We start from the raw sequence: 22280 nt of genomic DNA on the forward strand, positions 1-22280 counted from the left end.
AAAACAGGAGGATAGCATGGATTTCGCAAAGATTAGGGGCAAGGATCTACAGGATTGCCTAATGCAGATGAAGATGAAATATGGCCCAGAAGCCCATGTCATCGAACATAGAATTTTGACCGAGGGTGGTGTGTTCGGAACAGGACTCATGGCTCGCAAGGTCGTGGAGATCCAAGTTGGAATTCCTGAAAAGGCAAGTTCCAGAGAGAAGGTGGAGAAAAAACTCCAAGACCTAAAAGAATTACTCAAACAAAAGTCGACTCTTGGTTCTGAAAAAAGAAGAAGCCTGGAAGAATTGCCTAGTTGGGAAGAAAGAACTTCTCGCCCAAGCAGAGCTTCTTCTTTACCGAAGGAATTGATAGAAGTCACTTCTGAAGAAATAGAGTCCGAAGAAAATCTGGGGCTTTCTTTTTCAAAAGAGTTTGAGCCTAAAATTTCTAGACCAATCCGTAAAGAGCAGGATTCCAATATCCTTAAAATGAGGGATAAACTTGTTAAAGATGGAATGAGCGAGGCTTACGCGGAAGAAATTATTTCCCAAGTGGAGCAGAGACTTTCTCCTTTGGATCGTTCTCGTACCGTTGCAGTTCAGGAAAAAATTGCTGAAGTTCTTTCCGAAAGAGTACAAGTGGAGCCGGACATTTTCAAAGGAACCAGAAGAGGACAGAGAAAAGTAGTCTTCTTTGTGGGACCTACAGGCAGCGGAAAGACAACTAGTATCGCAAAACTAGCCGCTAAGTACCATCTTCATATGGGAAAATCAGTTTCTTTGTACACAACCGACAACTACAGGATCGCTGCAATCGAGCAGTTAAAACGCTACGCAGATACCATGGAAATGCCTTTTTATGCGGTAAAAGATCTGAAACGTTTTCAAGAGACCCTGGCACGAGACGGATCGGAACTAATCCTTATAGATACTGCGGGTTATAGCCATCGTAATGTGGACCAGCTTAGCAAAATGTATGGATACCTTTCCGCTTTCGGAGAAAGGGACAACGTTGAAAATATCCTTGTATTATCCGCCACATCTTCGTATCATCACACCCACTCCGTAATGAAAGCCTACGAACCCCTTGGTTTCCGTAGAATTTTATTAACTAAACTGGACGAAGCGGAATTTTTGGGTGGATTTCTGGAACTAGCCGATACACTTAATAAGGGTTTTACCCATTTAAGTGTTGGCCAAGAAGTTCCCTTCGATATGATCCCAGCGGAAAAACACCAACTCGCCGAATGCGCAGTAAATCCGGAAAAAATCATCGAGATCCGTGGAGAAGTATTCTCCGCTTAAGGTTTCGGTAGAAAACCTAAGTCCCAGAGAAAGAGGTTAGGATGGACCAAGCGACTCAGTTGCGGAAACTTACCGAGGGTAATACGAGTTTAAAACTCGTGTCTTCAACCAAACCTATGACTAAGATTATAGCGATCGCTTCCGGAAAGGGTGGGGTCGGCAAAAGTACTATCTCAGTAAACTTGGCCATCTCTATGGCTAAGGCAGGACAGAAGGTCCTAGTATTTGACGGAGATCTAGGACTTGCTAACGTGAATGTGATCTTAGGGATCATCCCTAAATATAATTTGTATCACGTAGTCAAAGGACATAAAAGTTTAAAGGATATAATTATCCAAGCTCCTGAGGGAGTAGATATCATTGCAGGTGCAAGTGGTTATTCTCAGCTTGCTAACTTGAACGATACACAAAGAAATAATTTGATCAAAGGATTCGCTGATCTGGATTCATATGATTATATGATCATAGATACCGGAGCAGGGATCAGCTCAAACGTGATCGGGCTCACACTTCCAGCGGATGATGTGATCGTAGTTACTACACCAGAACCTACTGCAATCACTGACTCTTATGGACTCATCAAAGCGATTGTTTCCCAAAGTAGAGATAAAAATCTAAAGATGGTAGTGAACCGTGTACGTTCCGCTATCGAAGGGAAGAAGGTTGCAGATCGTGTGATCGATATCTCTGGTCAGTTCTTAGAAGTAAGAGTCGAAAATTTAGGATTCATCTTCCAAGACGACGAGGTGGAAAAAAGTATCCGGGAACAAAAACCGTATATCATCCATTCACCTAAGAGCAAGGCAGCAGCTTGTTTGAATCGGATCACATATTCTCTACTCAATCAAGAAATGGATGGTGGAGATGATTCCGGGATCACCGGCTTCTTCAAAAAATTCTTCAATTTCGTGGACGTTAGAGAAAAACAACAGAGCGAGGAAGAGTGAACCTACAAATTGGTTTCCTCGCTTTTTTTTCCCTTTTAGGGCTCATCATAAGTCTGGTCTGCGGCATCATGGTCGGAAATTATTTCGGCCATATAGCATTCGTCACCTTTTTGTCCACGGTCGGTATGGCTGTTTTTGGATTCGGGGTATATTCCGTTTTAGCTTCTAAGGTCCCTGAGTTTTTAGAACTTCTGGGTAATTTCACAGGTGCTTATTCTGGGGGAGATGAAGACGGTCTCGAAGGTGGAGCTAGCCATTCTCATTCAGAACATTCTGATATGGATACTTCTTCCCCTCATTTTGATTCTCCAGCTAGTGCGGGCGAAATGCGAGCAGCTGCAAGTGGGATCCCTCGCAAAAAAGCGGATAAATTCGGAGATCATATCATCGTGGAAAATATCGCGATCAAAAATGAGCCTAAGTTGATGGCGGAAGCGATCCGGACCATGCTCGCTAAAGACGACGGCAGTCAGGAAAAATAGTAAAAATCTTTCCAGACTGGATTCTGGAATTGTTGGAACACAAGCACGCGTGAAATGTCTGTTTTCTGCCCAGAAACCCAATGAGACAAAAAACTGCTTGATTTCCCGTTTTTGAGACAAAAAATGCTATTGCAAATCGGTTTGGTCCACGACATTCTTAAGCAGAGGACCAGCCCATTCCGTAGTTATGTCCAAACTTTTCGATAAATACAATAATACGGATGAAACCGAACTTTGGAAGTCTTACAGGGCTACTAAAGACCAGAATATTCGCAGTTATCTTGTAGAAAAATATTCTCCTCTAGTCAAACACGTGGCCGGTCGTATCGCAATTGGTATGCCGCAGAACGTTGAGTTTGATGATCTTGTTTCATACGGTGTGTTTGGTCTTCTAGATGCGATCGAAAAATTCGATCCAGATAGACAGATCAAATTTAAAACCTATGCGATGACTCGTATCAGAGGTTCTATCTTCGACGAACTTCGCTCCATCGACTGGATTCCTCGCTCTATTCGACAAAAAGCGAAACAGTTGGAGCAAATCATCGGAATGCTGGAGAACAAAGAGGGCGCTCATGTAGAAGATGAGGCGATCGCAAAAGAAATGGGAATCTCCGTCGAGGAGTTCAACTCACTTCTTACTAAGATCAGCGGCACGTCACTCGTCTCTTTAAATGATATTTGGTTTCTCGGCGATGAGAACGACGAGGTTTCTTTCATGGAGACATTAGAATCTCCGATGAACATGAACCCGGATACGATCATCGAAAAAGAAGAGATCAAAAACGTGATCGTGGAAGCGATCAAGACACTTCCGGACAAAGAAAAAAAAGTAATCGTTCTCTATTATTACGAAGATCTAACATTAAAAGAGATCGGAGAAGTATTGGAAGTAACCGAATCCAGGATTTCCCAACTTCATACGAGAGCTGTAGCAAGACTTCGTAGTAAATTAGGAAAAGTGAAATCGGTTATTAGCAAAAAGTAATTTAGAGAGGAGTTTCTTTTGAGTCTTACATCCTTTCTGAAAGACCAATCTAAAGAACTAGACAAGCTCCAAAACGAGCAGGTCGAAGTCATAGCCCCTACATTGGAAAAATGTCTGCAACTAGCAGCATCCCATCTCAAAAGAAAATCTCATGAGCTGGATTATATTGTAATTAAACGCGGAAAGAAAAAACTTTTCGGTTCAGAACCTTGGCATATCAGAGCATCCATTCTTCCGGAAGATACGTTCCTAGATGAACTTTCAGAACTGGATAAAAAACTCACAGGTGGATCAGGCAAATTAGTTTCCAAAGATCTGAAGGAGTTTTTACAACCTAAGGACAGAGACGGAAGAGCAGTCGTTCAAATTTTTAGGAACGGAACTTATCTCACAATTTATCCACCTTCCGGCGAAGGAAAAGCAATCGAACTTTCAGAAGTTTCTCGAAGACTTTCAGTTAGAGGAATTAATGAAGTAGATGATAATCAGATCCGTAAGATTGTAAAAGAGACCAAGGGAGAACCAATCTATATTTCCAATATGAAACCAAGGCAGGGTGCCGAGGCTAAAATGGTATTGGATATTGCTCCTGATAAGATGAAAGCAAAGATCACTTTCATCCCCCCAAAACCTGCAGGAAGAGATCTAGAAGTAAAAGACGTAGTCAATTATCTCAAAAACGCAGGAATTAAATACGGAGTAAAAGAAGAAGAGATCCAAAGAAGGTTGGAGGACGAATTCTATAACCAACCTTTCACTGCAGCAGAAGGAGATCCTCCTGTTAACGGAAAAAATGCACAGGTAATTTATCATGTTCGTATCAGCAAGAAGGTAGTCTTCAGAGAAGATGAGTCCGGAAAAGTAGATTATAAGGACATGGACCTGATAGAGAACGTTGTGGTAGGACAACTTCTCGCAGAAAAAATACCTGCTGAAAGAGGGAAGTACGGTCGTACATTATTTAACGAACTTCTACCTGCAAAAGACGGATTAGATACAGAACTCAAACAAGGAAAAGGAACTATCCTTTCCGAAGACAGGACCAAACTCACTGCAGAGGTGAACGGACAAGTAGTCTATGCGAGCGGTAGGCTCTCTGTAGAAACAGTTTATAGAGTCAACGGTGATGTCGGTATTAAAACTGGTAACGTTACATTCTTAGGATCAGTGATTATCACTGGAAACGTAGAGGATAATTACTCTGTCAAGGCCGCTGGAAATATCGAAATCTACGGTACTGTCCAAAAAGCAAATGTGGAAGCAGACGGAGATATCATCATTCGCCAAGGGGTTTCCGGAAGAGACGAGGCACGTATCGAGTCCACTGGTGGAAACGTAATCGCTAAGTTTATACAGAACGCAACGGTAGTCACAGAAAAAGACGTGGTTGTACAAGAAGGAATTCTTCACTGCTTTGTGAGTGCTGGTGGAAAAGTAATCTCTAACGGTAAGCGGGGACAGATTGTAGGAGGTACAATTCGTGCTTCTGATACGATTGCAGCAAAGGTCATAGGATCTTCTGCCAACCCTGCAACAGAACTTATAGTAGGAACTGATCCTAAAGTATTAAAACAGATCTCTGAATACGAAGAGAAACTGGCTGAAAATCAGGACAAGTTCGAGCAGATCTCCAAAAGTCTTAAAACTCTCAAGGCAAGAAAGGAGAATGATCCTGCTTCTTTCACCCAAGACCATGAGCAACAGCTGGTCAAAACCAGTAAGGCTACAGAAAAGCTGGAGGTAAGGGTCAGGGAATACGAAAACGAGATCCAGAACCTTAAATCTTATATTGAAGAAAGAGCCGCAAACGGTAAGATCAGCGTCGAAAAGACCCTATTTGGTGGGGTGACTATCAAGATCAAGAGTGCAGACTTCAAGACCCGTAACGAGATCAAACATAAGACCTTCGTGGAAGAGAACGGGGTTATCCGACAATTGCCGTACCAAGATCCTGAACCGGATAAAAAAGACTGGAGAAAAAACAGATCTAGAGGAAAATAAAGGATATGAGGCTGAACGAACCTCTTTCCGGATACGGTGCTGCGAACGATCTGGTCCGAAGGACTATGGTGGAGAACCCACATACTCTTTCGAACGTAATCGCCCAGAACGAAAAATCGATCCGAGAGTATTCTATAGATAAAAAGTATGCGGTGCAGATGTACACCGAGACTTTTTCATTATCTCCTGAATATAGAGAAAGACTTCGTAACTCATACACCCAAAGGATCGGAGAAATAGAAAAAGAGATCCGATCTTTTAAAGGGCCAAAACCCGAGGGTGGAAAGGAGAGAATTTTCTCCTATGATAAGAGCGGTAGAAAAACCGAAATTCGGACACCTACTCGTTCTACTGTGGACTATATAGCTTAATAAAAACGCTCGGGCTTTCCGAGGGATGTTGTTGGAAATATCCTCGAAAAGGACGCTTGTGCGATGGAATTATTCACAGTCCTATTCTTAAATATTGTCATAGCCATAGGCTTGTATGTAGGTGTGTCCGCTCAGGTAACTAAGAGGATCCGCTCTCATATGATCCGTCGTATCAACGAAGAAATTCGAACATTGGTAGACGAGATCCAAACTGAAACAGAAAGCCAGATAGAACTCTTAAATTCTAAGATCCAAGCTTATAAAATTTTGGTCCAACGTTCTGATTCTTTGGAGGATAAATACAAGTCTATTCTCCAAAAACTGGAATCACTTCCGGAAAGAATATTTTCTAATGAAGGAAAAACATTAGAAAAACAGGATATTTCTCCTGAACCAATATTGGAATTCGAAACGGTAGAAGAAGAATTAGAGACAAGCGTTCCTTCTATCCTTACTCACAAGGAAACAGTTCAAATTTCCGATGAGGAAAAATTTAAGAACGAATATCTTACCCTAATTCGGGAAAAACAAAAAGAACTTAAAACTTTTCCAACAGAATCATTAGAGAGTAGAAAACAAGAACTTGCTGCAAAAGCAGGAGAAGGTGTAGGAAGACTTTATAAACAAAATCTGAGAGAAAATTATTCTCCAGAAAATCCAAAACCATTCTTGGACCCTGAAAGAAAAAATCTCAAAAAAGAAACTGCAACTAGTTCGGAAGAAGAATCTGGAACTTTGGGAATTCTGAAAAACTTTGGCAAGACGATTAAGAATGTGATGGGTTGGAAAGATTCTCAGGAATTAATGTCTGAAATTTCTCCGACTAGGACTCCTCAGCCAATGTACAATCCAAGTTCTACATTCGATATTTCTTTGGATGGGGATCCATTCGAAGAAAATAAAATAGAATTTCCGGAAGATATTAGCGGAGGTTCTTTAAAAGCAGGGCCTGATTATACTCCTGAATTGGATCCTAAAAAAATGAGCTCTAAATCTAGAAGAACGGATAATAAAATTCCTGTGGAAGAGAACTTCGGAAAAATCCTGGAAAGGAAAATAACGGGGTATACTCCTCAAAAACAGGATTCCGTAAAAATTTCTTCTGAAATGGCGCTAAAAGACCTGGGAGAAGGTGCGAGTAAGATCGAGAAGGTCGTTTTCCTCTTGAAAAAAGGCTATTCTCATGAAGAAATCTCAGAAGCCTTGGATCTCGCCACCGGTGAAGTGGATATTATTGAAAGATTTAGGTTGGAGAGAAATAGGAGGACCTAATGTCCCAATTTAGCGTCTTGAACGTTGGTTTTGGAAATATAGTTATGGTTTCCAAAATTGTAGGTATCATTCATTCGGATTCAGCTTCTGCAAAAAGGATCCGAAACGAAGCCAAAAGTAATAACAATTTGGTAGACGCGACCCAGGGAAAAAAGACCAGGTCCATTATAATCACTGACTCCAATCATCTGATCCTTTCCAACTTAAGAGTGGAAGCCCTCACAAGAAGGATAGAAAGCAGGGATAATTCTATCGCAGAAGAAGAGGAAGAAAAGGACTGAAATCTCCCAAACTAATCGTTCTATCCTCTGTAGCAGGAGGAGGCAAATCCACACTTATCCAAATGATCCGAGCCAAACATCCAGATTTGGCTTTTTCAGTTTCGTGTACTACGAGAGCTCCACGCCCCGGTGACAAGGAAGGGGTAACGTATTTTTTCTTAAGCAAAGAAAAATTCGAATCCGGAATTGATAAGGGAGAATTTTTAGAATGGGCCAAGGTCCACGATAATTATTACGGAACTCCCGTAATATTCGTAAACCAATGTATGTCTGCAGGTAAATCGGTGATCATGGATCTGGACGTGCAAGGAGCGGCTCAGGTAAAACAAAAGCTTGGAAAAGAAGCGATCACGATCTTTATACTTCCTCCAAATGAAGAAGAATGGGAAAAAAGGTTACGTGGTAGAGGAACTGATTCGGAAGAAAGTATCCTAAAACGTATTAAGAACGGAAAAGAAGAATTGGCTCATAAAGACGAGTTCGATCATATTATAGTGAATGATACGTTGGAACACGCCTTATCTCGTTTGGAAGAAATTTTATTTTAAGAATTTCTGCTAAATTCGGAAACCGAAACTGATTACCACTTTCTTATATCTGTACCAAGGATTAGGTAATATGAAATTTTTATACAATTCTCTTTTTATTTCTATAATTTCTATTTTTAGTTTTCAATGTATATATCTCATCAAACCCAGAAAGAATTTTGAAGAGAGTAAAAATTTAATTTCTCCTGATTATTCTAAGTCTGAGTTTTGGGCTGCTCTTCCTGATAAAAAAGATAATGCAGATCTTGTTCCTGGAAATTCAGGCTTAAAAGAAAATCAATCCTTAGCAGAGGTGGATACTTTTTATATTCATCCGACAACCTTACTTCTTCGACCTAAATATTGGAATGGAGATCTAAAGGACGAGGACTTGAATGACAGAACTGATAAACATCCTATCAAAACCCAAGCAAGTGCATTCAATGAATGTTGTAAGGTCTATGCTCCCAGATATAGACAGGCTGCATTTTTTGTTTTTACAAAGGATGTTCCAGAAAGTGAAGCAGCATTAGATTTTGCATTCCAAGATGTGAAAGCTTCCTTTTTATATTATATGAAAAATTGGAATAAGGGCCGTCCTTATATCATTGCTTCTCATAGCCAAGGCACAAGGCATTCTGTCCGTTTACTAAAAGAGGTGATTGCTACTAATCCGGAATATAAGAAAAACCTGGTAGTGAGTTATTCAATTGGATTTCCATTTAAACAAGAAGAGACGGGTTTACCTGTTTGTTCCAGTCCGAAAGATACTGGATGTGTTGTAGGTTGGAATTCCTATATTTGGGGAAATTCTCCAGGTAGATTATTGGATAGATATGGAAAAGATACTGTTTGCGTAAATCCTCTCAGTTGGAAACATGATGAAGAGGTGTCTCCTAAATCTGAAAATTTGGGGAGTGTGAATCGAAGTTTTGATCAATTGATCCCAGGTGTTGCAGATGCAAAATGTAATTCTGGAGTTTTATGGATCCACGAACCTGAGATAAGCCGGACCCCAAACCTAGGAAAAGATGGAAATTTACATACTGGAGATTTTCATTTCTTCTACGCGAATATTAGAAAAAACGCAAAGGAAAGATTAGAAGCTTTTCTAAAGAAACGTTAATTCGTACAGTAAGTTTGCTCGACTACGATAGAAGGCATATCTGTTCTTTTTCCATCTAGATCCAGTTTTTTATTTTTTAGATAAAATCCGCAGACTTCTACATAAGAACCAACAGATACTCGATTCATTAAGCTATAATCGTCGGAATCTAAAACTACTGGTTTACCGGAAAAATGGACTACAAATCGGATGGAATTTCCTTTGTATAATACATGAGTTACTGTTCCTGCGACTCGGACAGTTTCTCCTACAGCCTTTCCAGGATTATTTACTAACTCTTCGCCAGAAACGTATTTAGGTTTTGGAGGAGCAGAATTTTTTTTGCTCTTAGAGTAAATAGCTCCTGTAGAAATTACTAATAGTGAAAGAAATAGGATCGTTTTCTTTTTCATATTTTTAAAGTTCTTCCGACTCAGAATTGGATTCAGGAGCCTTGATCACGTCTGATCTGGACAACCATTTATTTGTAATATTCGCCCTGCGTTCTGCCGGGAACAAGGTAAGAAGGTAAGTAGTGATTGTTTGTCTACCGTCCTGTTCTGCGTCCTTGTCCATTTGGATGAATACATCTATAATGTCTTTGTCCGGCCAATTGGTAAGCATTTGCACTGCGTTATCAGGAGGCATATTTGCAACCTTCTCCGCCATAACCTTAACCAATTTACCTCTACTATTTTTTTCAGATTCAGAAGATTTGAGCTCATTCTCCTTAGAAGTAAGACCTCGTTTGAGTTCCTCAATTTTCTCGAGTTCTGCTTCCAGGCGCTCTTTTTCTTTTTTTAATTCCTCTTCTTTCTGAGAGATATCGTCTCTGTCTTTAGCGAGTCTTTCCATCTCTTTACGAAACTCTAACTTCTCTAATTCAGAAGGGGACTCTGAGTCCGCATTTACGAGTCCTGGTTCTGTTCTTAAGAAAGGAAAAATTTCAGCAGCGTCTATGATCTGAAAATAATGGAACGCAAAAAATCCGATCAACACTAGGAAGAAGATCAGAAGTACTAGATATACTGCTCTTGCTTTATCGCTTAAACTTGCCACTTTTTATACCCGGATGTCCAGCCTGGAGCCTGAAATTCTTTTTTCCAAATCTCCCGCCTTATTTTCTAAATGAGAGATTTTATCTTGGAGATTTACCATGCTTCCGATTAAAGGATCGGAAGATTCTACTGTTTTACGTACTTCTAAAAAGGGGAGGTCACTTTTTATAACGCTCGTAAAGTTTTCTGAGCTCAGAAAGTCCCGCATCTTCTGTACCGGTGCGCTCAGCGCCTCCCGTGTCATAGGTAAATACTTTCGGATCCCGTTTAGATCTATCATCCCCATATATTTCCTCCCTAGTTTTCCTATAAAGATCAGCTAAAAATTGCTCTTCTGCCTGGATTTTTTCCGCCTTTCTATAGGAGCGCATATACTCCTTGAAGCGGTTTTCTTTTAGAAGTTCCAGTACCTTCTTTTCTTTTCTTGCCTCTGAGACTTCTGTTCTTTTTTTCTCAACCGGTTCATCAAAAGAACGTATCTCATTTTCTAACTCGGAATTCCGAGTTAAGAGTTGTCTCATATAAGTTTGCAAATAAGAATATTCTCTTAAGTCTGTACTTCCTGAAAGTGTTGTAGCAGATAAAGAATGTATCCTTGTATCATTGGAATCTATTTCTGATTGTCTTTGGTTGACTTCGGCCACAAGTTCAGAAAGTTCTTTGAGTTTTTGGTCCTCTTTGATCTTCTTTAAACGAAGTACAGGTTCGAGCCTGAATTGGAATCTTTTCATTGATTAAAATTCCTCTTCTTCTCTTTCTTCTTTTAAGATATCTCTTAAGCCGCTGACTGTTTGTGGAAAAAGACTTCTGTCCATAAGTCTTTGTTTTAGATAAGAATCTATCTTATCTTTTTTGCGAATGGCAAGATCCACTTTAGGATCTGATCCTCTTACGTATGCATTCAATAAGATCAATTCTTCCACTGAATTATAAGTGGAGATAAGTTCTCTGATCATACCAGCTCTCATGAACTGGTCTTCGTCAACTATAGATTGCATTACCCTGGAAAGGGAGGCAGGGACATCGATTGCAGGATAATGGTTTCTTTCGGCCATTTTGCGCGAAAGAATGATGTGACCGTCTATATAACCACGGACTGCGTCTGCGATCGGATCTTCCATCTCATCGGTATCGGTTAGGACAGTGTAAAACCCTGTGATACTTCCTCCTGATTTAGAAGTACCTGAACGTTCTACAAGTTTTGCTAATTTAGTAAAAACAGATGAACTAAAACCTCTTGTGATTGGAGGTTCATGGTTAGAAACAGAGATCTCTCTATTTGCATGTGCAAACCTGGTCAAGGAATCCATCATTAAATTTACATGAAGTCCTTGTTCTCTAAAATATTCCGCAACGGAAGTGGCGAGTAGAGCGCAGTTTACCTGTTCCATCTTAGGTGCGTCGGAGGTTGCGGCAAATACTACAGATCTTGCGAGACCTTCTTTCCCTAAGTCTCTCTCTAAAAATTCATTCACCTCTCTGCCTCGTTCTCCCACGAGTGCGATCACGTTTACGTCCGCATTAGTGAACCTTGCGATCATACCGAGTAAACTGGATTTTCCTACACCGGATCCGGAGAATATCCCTAATCTTTGTCCTCTACCTACTGTTAAAATTCCATCTATCGCTCTTACTCCTGTAAGAAGAATGTCCCGGATCACAGGTCTATCTAGTGGATTGATACTTTCTCCTTCTGGAGATTTTTCTTCAGAAGTGATGATGAGTCCTTTTTTGTCGATAGGACGTCCTACTCCATTCAATACACGACCGAGTAGTTCTCTTCCTACTGGAACATTTAAACTTCTTCCTGAAGAAAACACAAAAGCATCAGGGTATACACCTTCTACAGGACCGAGAGGCATTAGTGTATATACATGATTTTCGAAACCAACGATCTCGCATTGCAGGTAACCTTCTGTTCCTGCTTTTTGGACTTCCATGATCTCTCCGATCTTGGAGTCTGGAGGTCCTTCTGAATAAATTACGTTTCCGGAGACGCGAACAACTCGTCCCGATTTGCGGATGGTTTCTGTGCGGTCCAAGATCAGGAAATACTTGGAGATGACGTCTACCTTTTCGTGAAACTTCTTCTCTATCATGTTCTTAGGCTCTTAGATACCGGATACTGTCCCTGGGATTTTGCCCGGAGTCAAGTGATAATGAGAATATAACTGAATTATGTCGCTTACGGAGGTAATACAAAACCCGTCGAAGATACTACAAAGAAAACCCCCCTGACCCGACCGCCTATGATTTCGGCGGCCGGGTAGGAGACTAAGTTTGGACGTGAATGTTAGATTAGATCGGCTCCGCATTTCGAATTGCTTCTTCGATTTCTTTGAGCTGGGTGGAGATCCTTGCATCGATGGCACCAACATCTGTTTCGATGATGACCCCGCCTCTGTCGACGCGAGAGTCTTCGTAGATATTGACCTTGCGAAGAGACTCCATAAGTTTGATAAGTTCGTCTTTGTGAGCAGTGGTGATCTCCAAGTCCGCAAAGTTGACTCGGATATCCACACGATCTCTGTCTTTGATACGTTTCAGGGCTTCTCTAATATTATTGAGTACGATTTCTTTACGTTCAATGATCTCATCTTTGATGATCTTACGAGCGATGATAAGGATCATCTCCACCATCTGTTTTTCAGAAGCTTGAATAAGTTCTGCACGGATATCGATTGCCTTACCTACGATGGTTCCGAGGCGGTCGATTAGGCGTCGGACTTCTCCTTGTCCTTTTCTGAAACCAACTTCTCGTCCAGCTTCAAATCCTTTTAAGTAAGCCTCATGTTCGATCTCTGCCGTTTTCATCTCGGCTTCTTTGATCATTCTTTCGGCTTCCATCTTGGCTCTTTCCAAGATCTGTTCCGCTTTGGCTTTACCTGAATCCTCTTCTAGTTTGATCTTCTCTTTGGAATCCTGGATCATTTGGAAGGCTTTTTTACGACCTTCTTCCTCGATTTCCTCCGACTTACGACGGGAGTCCTCGAGCATTGTTTTTATATTTTCTTCTGTTTCTTCTTTATAACGGTTTAGCTCCGCCTCGATCTCTTCGATGGAAGGACCTTGGTATTGCTCTATAATATTTCCTTCTTGGTCGACTTCGAACTCTTCGGCGTCTTCGTCCCTATGGAATTTTTTATATTTATCCGGAATTTGCAGCTCTACCTGATCCTGCATGTCCGCGATTTGGATAGGTTTGAAGACTAGTTTTGCCATATTAGTTCTTTCTCCGGAACTTGATTCTTCCTGATTCTACGGATTCCTTAAAAATTTCAAGTAGTCCGTTTTGAGCGGTTTCAATCTCTGCGAGGGAAACCGGACCCATAGAATCTTCTTCCAATCGGATGGAGGAGGCTAGCGTTGGATCTAACCTTTCCAGTAAGACCTGTTTCGTTTCCGGTTCAGTGCCTTTAAAGGCGGTCGCGGTCACGATTGGATGGATCTCTCCCATAAACTTGTTTAGGGCTTCTCGGCTTAGATCCATCAGGTCTTCCATTCGGAAGAAATGCTTATTTATATTTTCGGCAAACGACTGGCTCTTTTCGCGTATCCTGGAGAATAATTTCTGGGAATCTTGGGGGTCTAATTTGCCCAAGAGTTCTGCGGCTCTTTTGCCACCCTTATCCCTGGTAGGAACTCCAGACTGGGGAGATTTCAGGACTTCCTTCTTGAAGCGCAAAAACCTCTCCAAAGAGTCCATAAGTCCCGCAGAAGAAAGGTCCAAATTCCGTATAGAAAGTAGGATCTCCTCCTGGGTTTCTTCCGGGAATTCTTCCAATACTCTGGCAGAAGTATCCGGATCCGCGTAGCAGAATATGAGTGCGATCCTGTCTGCGGATTCTCCGGCTACAATCTTGGAAAGTTCTTCCTTGGTATAAGATTTGAGTTCCTCCGACCATTCTGGCTCGGTAACCAAATCTTCTTTTAAGATCGTTTCGAGTTCTTGGATTAGGGCCAAGGTGTCTCGATCGATTCCTTCTTTCGGGACGCTTGAGAGTCCTTCTAAAAAGGAACCTAAAAGTTCTCTTTCTTGTTTCGCTTCTACTTTGGTGGACTTGTGAAAACTTTCTAAAAGTTTCGATGTGTCCTGAGGCCCAAGGTGACGAAACACTTCCGGGGGAAGATGCTCCCCCAGGATTCGGAGGAGCTGTCCCGCCCGGTTTCTTTTTCCGGACAGGATACTCATTAGGTTGCTTCCTCTTCAGATAACCAGGTGCGTAGAAGTTGTGCCACTTCTTCCGGTTTTTCCCTGGCGAGATTGATTGCGTTTTCGAGAAGTTCTCTTCTGAGTTTTTCGTCCAGAGAGAGTTCGACTTCTGCGCTTCCATCGTCCATGACTCGGAGAGCTGCTTCTCTCATCATCTGCTGCATTGCTGCGAGTTCTTCTTCGCGTAGTCTGCGGCGTCTTGCGATTTCTTTTTTGATCGCTCTGTAGATGAGGATAGTGAGTATTAAGAATAATACTATGACTAACGATGCGATTACCATTTGGCGGATCGCTTTCTGTTTTCTTAATTCTTCGTCTTCTGCAGCGAACTGTGCGGAGCGGTCTTTAGCAATGCTGATTACGGAGATCTGGTCTCCTCTTGCTTTGTCTATACCTACTGCTGCTTCTAAGTTTTTACGAACAGTTCTAATGTCTTCGTCAGAAACTGGGATATAAGTTCTGTCGTAACCAGTTCCATCCGCGTTTTCTTTTTTAGTCCACTGGCCGTCTACTACCACGGAGAGATTTACTTTTTCGATCTTCCAAGGTTGTTTTTGGACTTCGCTAACTCTTCTGTTGAATTCGAAGTTATTGATATTCTCGGTTTTCTTATAATCCGCTTTTTGATAGTCGGTGTCTTTATAACCAGGAGGAAGGTTAGGTTCTGTTCCTGCAGGTCCGTCTGGAGTGAACCCTCTTCCTGTGAATTGTTCGCTGGTTTCTTTGGAGGAAACTTTTAAGCTATAACCATCTACGATCTTTAATTCAGAGTAAGGAGTATTCGGATCATCCGGTCTTTCGATTACTGGGGAAACTTGGTTATCTTTATAAGATTCCTTGTCCCAATTTAACATGTACTCAAAGCGAGTGATATCTACTCTGTCTTCTCCGCCTAAAAACCAACGAAGAGTGTTTCTTACGTCGATTAATCTTTGAATCCTTTGTTCTTCTTGGATCCTCAATTTCTCTTGGACAACTCTGAGTTCTAATCTTTCTTTTTCTAAATCTTCTTCGAAGTCGGAGATGATCTTGCCGTCTGCATCTGCGACTACTACGTTTTCCGGTTTGAGTTTAGGGACCGCTCGGGAAACCAAGTTTACGATACCTTTAACTTCTTTTTTGGAAATCCCTTCGACTCCAGGGATAAAATGTAAAATGACTGAGGCTTTTACCGGAGAAGCATTCGAATTGAACAGTTCATCTTCCGGTATTGCGATGTTCACGAATGCTTTGTCTACAGGTCTTAGTGTCATCAAGGATTGCTCGATGGCTCCTTTTAAGGCTCTGTATTTTTTGATGTCCTTGTCGAACTGGGTCTCGGTGAATTTCTCCACGTTGAAGAGTTCCCATCCTTGCACGCCTGCAGGGATCAGGTTCTCTTGGGCAAGTTTTGTGATAATCTCCTGCCTTTGCTCGGGATCCACGCTCACAATACTGGTGTCCCCAGTGCTATATGAATAGCCCATGGAGTCCAATTTTTTGGTAACCTCTGCGAAATCCTTCGCAGTCATGTTTTGGAACAAGATAGTCTTGTTCTTTTGAGAGGAAACGGTTGTCAGAAGCCCTAAGGCAACGACCACAGTGATCGCCACTCCACCTAAAATCAGTTTCTTTGTCGTATCTAAAGAGTTGAAGAACTCTTTGATATTATTCAGAATCTTTTGTAATTGCTCGGGCATTTTCCTTCACCACCGACAAGATAGGGGACATAATAGATTTTCGGAAACAAAGTACAATCCCTTTTTAAAAAAACTTTAGAATTTTTTTATTTTCTCCGGATTTTTTATATTAACTCTTTTAAGAACTGCTTTGAAGCGAAAAATAAATCTTGTTGTACATAATTGCTATTCTTATGTTTAGTGAAATTTTTGCTGCTTCCAATTTTTACTCAGGAATTGTCTAGGAAATAAAACATTTTGAACATGAAACTTAACGGGGAACATTCAAATTTTATAAATCTAGAAGAAGCGAAGCAGTTAGAAGAATATTTTAAAACTTTAATATCAGCGGAGAAGGTCTCAAAGATCCAAGAAGTTGCTTCTTTTCGTACAAAGTACTTAACAATTGTAATGGAGGATATATTCCAACCTTATAATGCTAGTGCTCCAGTGCGAACTTCTGAATGTTTGGGCTTAACAGAGCTCCATGTCATAGAAAATAAAAACTCTTATAAACCCAATGAAGGAATTTCTTTAGGCGCTCAAAAATGGATACAGATCCACAGATACCAAAAGCCAGATTTCGATAATACTAGACATTGTATAAGCGGTTTAAAGGAGAAGGGTTATAGGATTATCGCAACTTCTCCACATTCATTAGAAAATTCTTACGAATTGGATACCTTGCCTTTGGATAAACCTAGCGCTATCTTATTCGGATCAGAAGAAAAAGGATTATCTTCTTATTCAATGGGAGAAGCAGACGTATTCCTAAAACTTCCTATGTACGGTTTTACCGAAAGTTATAATATTTCTGTAACAGTGGCAATTGTACTTTCTCACCTAGCGTTTCGTTTAAGAAAAGAAGTTCCAAACTGGGCTTTAACGGAAGAGGAACAGATTCATATCCGAAATTCCTATTATAAAAAAGTTCTATATAAAGGAAATTTAGTAGAATCGGATCTACTCCAAAGGATCAGATCCGAAGCAGCAAGGGTCCAATAATTCACTTCAGCTAAAAAGTAGGGTAGGATGGAACAATTAAGCGGTTTATCTAAATTTATAAAAAAGTTTTCTCTCGTATTTGCGGGAATTTTTGTATTTCTATTTATAATCAGGCTCATCTACAGTTATGCAGTCGGCCCTGAAACAAATATTGTAAACCAAGAACAAGGTTCTACTATCAATTTCGATTATGGACGTAAGAACTACGCTTCTGAAAAATTTTATGCGCCTCAGGATAAGATCACTGTTTCTAGTTCTTCCCAAAAGTATGAGAAGGTAGCTGCAGTTTCTTCCAAAACTTCTGAGTTTGATGAAAACGAAAAGAAAACCCGCAAGATAGTAGAAGATGTAAAAGGTGTAATCCAGTATGAACAAAGATCTGGGCTTGCTGGCAAAAGAACATTGCAGTTGGGTATAGGAGTAAATCCAGATAAATTCGATTCTGTGGTAGATTCCATCCAGACAATTGGCATGATAGATTCAATTTCTGTGAATAAAACAGACAAAACAAATGAATATAAAAACATCACCGCCACTCGAATCTCCTTAGAAAAATCCAAAGCAGGACTTTTAAGTTTAAAAGGAAGAAACGGTAAAATCGAAGAATTGATTTCTTTAGAAAAAGAAATTTTAGAGATAGAAGGTAAGATCCAAGACTTAGGAGTAAAGTTAGGAGAATTCGATCAAGAGAATGAATTCTGCACAATCAAATTTACATTAAAAGAAACAGGTGCAGTCTCCGGCGGATTTATTACTTTTTTAAAGAAGTGTAAAATATCCTTGGAGTGGACCATCAAATACGGATTATTATTCTCTTTCCTCTACGCTTTTGCATCCGTAGGAGGATGGATCACTTGGTTCTTTGGTGTGAAAATCCTGGCCTACTTAAGATCTAAAGGAATTCTTTAATTCAGATTTGATTTAGAAAAGAAAAACTGCAAAAGTTTTCGGATCTGGCTAGTCGGAACTCCGGCGCCTAGATATTCTCCGTCTACCCAGATCTCGAAATGTAAATGGATATTATCATCATTTCCTTTTGCTTCGCCCATTAGGCCTGAGTTTCCTACGTTACCTATCTCTTCGCCTGATTTTACTTTTGCACCGGGTTTGATCCCTCTCTTGATAGAAGAAAGATGGTTGAAAGAGGTCATAACCCCGTTCCCATGATCGATCCAAACTTGTCTGCCTCCAAAATCCTTTTCTACATAAGTGACCCCGTTTTTTTGGGCTAATGCAGAATATCTTTGGAATTCAGAAAGTGTCATAGGAGAATAATCTAGATCCGCACGGATTATCGTTCCGTCAGCAGGAGATACCAAAACATCTTCGAAAGTTAAACGTCTAGGTGGTCCGACTTTTTCTCTTTTATAATAAATATCTAATCCTTTGTGGATTCCATTCCTGTATTCTCTGGGAGCTCCTGGAAGTTGGTAATCTTTTTCAGGAAGAAGTCCATCTGGAACTGGGTATTGGTATCCTGTGAATCTATTGGAAACTGAATTTAATACAGTACCATTTAGCAGAATCTTAAATTCACCGATCACTATACTCTTTTCTTCTTTTTTAGGAAAATACAATCTAAGAATGGATGCATCAATCGGAGGAAGATTATGCTGATTGACTAGATCTACTTTATCATTTTTGAAAATAGTTTTCCAGTTTTCTTGGTGAAGAACTTGGATCTCATATTCATCCGTTGCTCTTTTCCCTCGGAACATAGGTACCAAAACTTCGATCGAATTTATCAGTCTTTTAGAACCGAAATCTACAATAATCCATTCGGGTTTATTCTCTCCGGAAGAATACCAATAAGATTTAGGATTGGAATCGAATAGATTGAATGCACCATATTCTTCGTCGTAAGAAGAAGATACAGAATAAGAAAAGGGCGCCACTGTCACTTTTCCGAAATCTAAAAAATCTACTTCGGAACCCAGGGATCCATAGGACCTAGGAGCTGCAGATATACCGAAAGAAAGAGCCGTAAATAAAAGACAGATTTTTCGGATCATATTAAGATAAGAAAGATTCTCCCGGTTTTGGTCCTTTACCTTGTTTGACGAGAGAATTTGCCTCATCTAACTTCCAAGAATCAAAATATCTTTTGTCTTCTTGGCTTAGATCCGGACGAAGTGAGATAGGATTTCCGTTTTGGTCTGCGTATAATCCTCTTCTCCCGAAAAATCTTCCTCCTGATTCCTGAGGTTGTACAACCTTCTTCTTTTCTCCTCTCATTTGAAATGCAAGTCTTGCATTTTCTACATAAGATTTCAGTTCAGAAGGATCTACCGAAATTGTATGATCCGGACCTGGAAGAGCTTTGTCTAAGGTAAAATGTTTTTCTAAAACGCTCGCGCCGAGTGATACCGCCAATGCACCTGCGATACTTCCAGCTGTATGATCCGAAAAACCTAAAGGGCCATTGAATATATTTTTATAATATTCTAAGGTTTGTAAATTTGCTTTTTCTGGAGGAGTAGGGTAGAGAGAAACACAATGGAATAATACTAGATCTTTTACTTTTTCAGATTCCAGAAATTCTAATGCACGAATGACTTCAAAACCTTCTGCCGCACCGCTGGATAAAAATAATGGAAGTCCTGTGCTTGCGCATTTTTGTAAAAGTTGTTTATTTACTATATCTCCACTCGCGATCTTAAGGGCTTTCACTCCTAAGTTTACTAAAAGATCTACACTACCTGGATCTAGAGGAGTGGAAAAGAAAAAGAGGCCTTCTTCTTTTGCAGTTTTTTGGAATTCAGTATGAAGTTTTTCTGAAAGTTCGTAAGTTTGGAAAATATCTACGAGGACTTTCGCTTTAGGATTTTTAATGTCTAAAAAATTTTCGGTCTTGTACGTTTGGAATTTTACCGCGTCTGCTCCCGCATTTTTAGCAGCTTGGATAGTTTTTTTACCTAATTCCAGATCCGCGTTATGATTCAATCCAATCTCTGCGATTATAAATGGGGAAGAATCCGGACCAATTTCCCATTTTTCTTCCAAACGAAAACTTTTCGAAAAAGACATTCTTTCTCCTGAAATGAAAGGGTAAACCCTTAAGACTAAGATCGGAATACCTGGCCGGAAAGGGAAGGATTTTTGATGAGGGCAGTGTCGTCTTCACTTCTCTGGAAAGATCCGATTCGTGTTCAGAAGTTCATAACTCAGATTTAGGAAAGCTTTTGCCTTCTTTTCATATTCGTCACAGGTCTCCTTGATAGAAACACATTTGGATTTGTACTCGCTCCAAGGCATTGGATAAGCTTCTCTGAGTTCACCTTCCGTGGATCTATATAGAGCATATTCCTTCTCAATCCAACCGATCACGCTTGAAAACGCAAAATAAGAACCTTCGGTTTTAGGTTGGATCGAATTAGAAAGTAGATCCTTACCGAAGGAAGAAAATTTTACTTTCTTACCTACAAGTCCTAAGATAGTCGGGATCATATCCAATTGAGAAGAAATTTTTTGGTCCACTCCAGGTTTTATATATTTAGGAGAATAGATCAAAAGTGGAATATTACGATCTTCGAATGGGTTTAGATCTCTATGATGAGTATGATCAGCTACAAAAATAAAAATAGTATTGTGGAAGTAAGGAGACTTTTTTGCCTTCTCCATAAATTTGCCGATGGACTCATCTGAATATGCGTAAGTGTTAAAATAATCAGAATCCTTCATAGTTTCTGGATAAGGATTTTTTCCTGTTTCTGGAACTTGGTAAGGATAATGGGTAGTTAGGGTCAGGCTAACTGCCGCGAAAGGTTGTTTTGCTTTTGAGATGGTTGTATGAAGTTCTTCTAATACATCCCCATCATAAAAGCCCCAGGCGCCAGATTTATATTTTTTAGTTTTTTCGATTTCCTCTTTTCCTATAATTGTGTCGAAACCCCAATGAGGAAAAAGAAAACTCATATTATCAAATCCTACATCTCCACCATGCACGAAATATGTAGAATATCCCAAGTTTTTCAGTAAAGATCCGAGGCCGCCGAAATTTCCCAATACTTGATGGGTTCTTACCACTGTGATACCAGGGCGATCCGGGATTCCCGTGAGAACAGACATCAGTCCGTTTACAGTTCTTCCACCTGTTGCAAAAAATCTGGAAAAATATCTGCCTTCTTTTACGAGAGAATTAAAATTAGGAGCGAGTTCTTTTCCACCTACGATCCCGTCTCCATTTGGTTTCAGGAATTTTCCGGTCCAACTTTCCAGAAGAATAAGAACTATATTTGGAGGAGTTTCTTTTCTGGTTTCTAAGGTTTCTCTTAAAAGTGGATATTCTGGATCTATAAATTTTGCACCTGGATAATCGATTTCTTTTTGTACGATCCGAATTGATTCTTCTTTTGACATTTGTAATTCAGGAAGAATGGATTTTGATTTTAGATCCATAATTGTGGTGAATACACCATTCAAAGGAAGTTGGTTTAAGAAAGGATTTTCTGAATGAATTGCTTCTGTGGATCTTAATGGCCTTGGTTGGACCCCACCTCGGAACAGAAGTAGTAATAAAATAATAGCAATTGGTATTTGTACCAATTCTTTAGTCTTGTTTTCAGAAGAATATTGGTATCCATTATACTTTATAAAAAGATAAATTAGGGCAGGGAGTCCTGTGAATATTCCGATCAGTCCGAGGACAACTTTTAAAGTGTCATTTTTGACCGCTGCTTCGATCAGTATTAACAGATCTTTTCCTAAAAAGACAAAACCTTCGTAACCTAAATGTTTGTCTGCTTCTCCGAAATAAATTGTGTCTCCTATTAAATGCCCCGTCATCCATAAGAATAATGGAATGGGTAGGATCCCCCAAATGTATCTGTATGTAACCCAACGGTTTGGATAGTGAAAAGAAGATAAGATCCAAGATAATCCTATCACTATGGAGATCACGCATAGGTCGAAACGTATTCCGATCAGAAAGGATAGGATCACTTCGCCCAATGAGGAATGTCCTAATTTGGAAAAATAGATAAATAGAAGTGCAAATCTAAATATGGTTAAAAGGATCAAAAAACAAAAAGAGTAAAATAAAATTATCCTAAGGTTTGGAGGTAGCCTTTTAATCATTA

Annotated in this window: 22 protein-coding genes; 12 read left to right on the forward strand and 10 right to left on the reverse strand. The window is 40.1% G+C overall.

Annotated features, from left to right (window positions below):
• Positions 1 to 16 precede the first annotated feature (16 nt).
• The 10 genes from flhF (at position 17) to CH362_RS06690 (ending at position 9289) form a co-directional block, all read left to right on the forward strand.
• Entirely contained in the window at positions 17 to 1294 is a 1278-nt protein-coding gene (flhF, locus tag CH362_RS06645) for a flagellar biosynthesis GTPase FlhF (protein WP_100709573.1), read from the forward strand.
• A 41-nt stretch (positions 1295 to 1335) separates the two neighbouring features.
• Positions 1336 to 2241 carry a MinD/ParA family protein gene (locus CH362_RS06650; RefSeq protein ID WP_020770813.1) on the forward strand — a complete coding sequence of 302 codons (906 nt, stop codon included), beginning with the start codon at positions 1336 to 1338 and terminating at the stop codon, positions 2239 to 2241.
• The gene (locus CH362_RS06655; RefSeq protein ID WP_100709574.1) at positions 2238 to 2723 is read left to right on the forward strand and encodes a hypothetical protein; all 486 of its coding nucleotides are present in this window, start codon (positions 2238 to 2240) and stop codon (positions 2721 to 2723) included. Before CH362_RS06650 ends, CH362_RS06655 begins: the two co-directional genes overlap by 4 nt.
• A 187-nt stretch (positions 2724 to 2910) precedes the next feature.
• A complete protein-coding gene (gene whiG / locus CH362_RS06660) occupies positions 2911 to 3711 on the forward strand; it encodes an RNA polymerase sigma factor WhiG (protein ID WP_100709575.1) in 801 nt (266 codons plus the stop codon).
• 18 nt (positions 3712 to 3729) lie between these two features.
• Positions 3730 to 5712 carry a FapA family protein gene (locus CH362_RS06665; protein ID WP_100709576.1) on the forward strand — a complete coding sequence of 661 codons (1983 nt, stop codon included), beginning with the start codon at positions 3730 to 3732 and terminating at the stop codon, positions 5710 to 5712.
• Between the two features lie 5 nt (positions 5713 to 5717).
• Positions 5718 to 6083: a hypothetical protein gene (locus tag CH362_RS06670; RefSeq protein ID WP_100709577.1), complete on the forward strand. Its 366-nt coding sequence runs from the start codon at positions 5718 to 5720 to the stop codon at positions 6081 to 6083.
• Positions 6084 to 6146: 63 nt separating this feature from the next.
• The gene (locus CH362_RS06675) at positions 6147 to 7355 is read left to right on the forward strand and encodes a hypothetical protein (protein ID WP_100709578.1); all 1209 of its coding nucleotides are present in this window, start codon (positions 6147 to 6149) and stop codon (positions 7353 to 7355) included.
• On the forward strand, positions 7355 to 7636 hold the full coding sequence (locus tag CH362_RS06680) for a DUF370 domain-containing protein (protein ID WP_100709579.1): 282 nt from the start codon (positions 7355 to 7357) through the stop codon (positions 7634 to 7636). The genes CH362_RS06675 and CH362_RS06680 overlap by 1 nt, the downstream gene beginning before the upstream one ends.
• A 14-nt stretch (positions 7637 to 7650) precedes the next feature.
• Positions 7651 to 8184 carry a guanylate kinase gene (gene gmk / locus CH362_RS06685; RefSeq protein ID WP_100709580.1) on the forward strand — a complete coding sequence of 178 codons (534 nt, stop codon included), beginning with the start codon at positions 7651 to 7653 and terminating at the stop codon, positions 8182 to 8184.
• 70 nt (positions 8185 to 8254) lie between these two features.
• Entirely contained in the window at positions 8255 to 9289 is a 1035-nt protein-coding gene (locus CH362_RS06690) for a DUF3089 domain-containing protein (protein WP_100709581.1), read from the forward strand.
• On the opposite strand, the gene CH362_RS06695 is transcribed toward CH362_RS06690, so the two are convergent.
• From CH362_RS06695 to fliF, 7 genes are all read right to left on the reverse strand, one after another.
• A complete protein-coding gene (locus tag CH362_RS06695) occupies positions 9286 to 9681 on the reverse strand; it encodes a TOBE domain-containing protein (RefSeq protein ID WP_100709582.1) in 396 nt (131 codons plus the stop codon). The genes CH362_RS06690 and CH362_RS06695 overlap by 4 nt on opposite strands.
• 4 nt (positions 9682 to 9685) lie before the next feature.
• Positions 9686 to 10327, reverse strand: a complete 642-nt coding sequence (locus CH362_RS06700) for a periplasmic-type flagellar collar protein FlbB (protein WP_100709583.1) — start codon at positions 10325 to 10327, stop codon at positions 9686 to 9688.
• Between the two features lie 157 nt (positions 10328 to 10484).
• Positions 10485 to 11057, reverse strand: coding sequence for a flagellar export protein FliJ (gene fliJ, locus CH362_RS06705; protein WP_100709584.1), 573 nt, complete (start codon positions 11055 to 11057; stop codon positions 10485 to 10487).
• Between the two features lie 3 nt (positions 11058 to 11060).
• On the reverse strand, positions 11061 to 12425 hold the full coding sequence (locus tag CH362_RS06710) for a FliI/YscN family ATPase (protein ID WP_100709585.1): 1365 nt from the start codon (positions 12423 to 12425) through the stop codon (positions 11061 to 11063).
• Between the two features lie 199 nt (positions 12426 to 12624).
• Positions 12625 to 13548 (reverse strand): flagellar assembly protein FliH, encoded by a 924-nt coding sequence (fliH, locus tag CH362_RS06715; protein ID WP_008592071.1) that lies wholly within the window; start codon positions 13546 to 13548, stop codon positions 12625 to 12627.
• A 1-nt stretch (position 13549) separates the two neighbouring features.
• Positions 13550 to 14518: a FliG C-terminal domain-containing protein gene (locus CH362_RS06720; RefSeq protein ID WP_100709586.1), complete on the reverse strand. Its 969-nt coding sequence runs from the start codon at positions 14516 to 14518 to the stop codon at positions 13550 to 13552.
• Complete coding sequence (fliF, locus tag CH362_RS06725; protein ID WP_100709587.1) at positions 14518 to 16218, reverse strand: flagellar basal-body MS-ring/collar protein FliF; 1701 nt, start codon at positions 16216 to 16218, stop codon at positions 14518 to 14520. The genes CH362_RS06720 and fliF overlap by 1 nt, the downstream gene beginning before the upstream one ends.
• Positions 16219 to 16461: 243 nt before the next feature.
• Between fliF and CH362_RS06730 the strand changes: the two genes are divergently transcribed.
• Together CH362_RS06730 and CH362_RS06735 are read left to right on the forward strand one after the other, a co-directional pair.
• Positions 16462 to 17202, forward strand: coding sequence for a TrmH family RNA methyltransferase (locus CH362_RS06730; RefSeq protein WP_100709588.1), 741 nt, complete (start codon positions 16462 to 16464; stop codon positions 17200 to 17202).
• Positions 17203 to 17229: 27 nt separating this feature from the next.
• Positions 17230 to 18111, forward strand: a complete 882-nt coding sequence (locus CH362_RS06735; RefSeq protein ID WP_100709589.1) for a DUF4349 domain-containing protein — start codon at positions 17230 to 17232, stop codon at positions 18109 to 18111.
• Here the strand turns inward: CH362_RS06735 and CH362_RS06740 are convergent.
• From CH362_RS06740 to CH362_RS06750, 3 genes are all read right to left on the reverse strand, one after another.
• Entirely contained in the window at positions 18108 to 19214 is a 1107-nt protein-coding gene (locus CH362_RS06740; protein ID WP_100709590.1) for a M23 family metallopeptidase, read from the reverse strand. The genes CH362_RS06735 and CH362_RS06740 overlap by 4 nt on opposite strands.
• A 1-nt stretch (position 19215) precedes the next feature.
• Positions 19216 to 20229, reverse strand: coding sequence for an N-acetylneuraminate synthase family protein (locus tag CH362_RS06745; RefSeq protein ID WP_100709591.1), 1014 nt, complete (start codon positions 20227 to 20229; stop codon positions 19216 to 19218).
• 93 nt (positions 20230 to 20322) lie between these two features.
• Positions 20323 to 22278: an LTA synthase family protein gene (locus CH362_RS06750; RefSeq protein ID WP_100709592.1), complete on the reverse strand. Its 1956-nt coding sequence runs from the start codon at positions 22276 to 22278 to the stop codon at positions 20323 to 20325.
• Positions 22279 to 22280: the final 2 nt, after the last annotated feature.

The sequence above is a fragment of the Leptospira saintgironsiae genome, from assembly GCF_002811765.1.
Lineage (GTDB): Bacteria > Spirochaetota > Leptospiria > Leptospirales > Leptospiraceae > Leptospira_B > Leptospira_B saintgironsiae.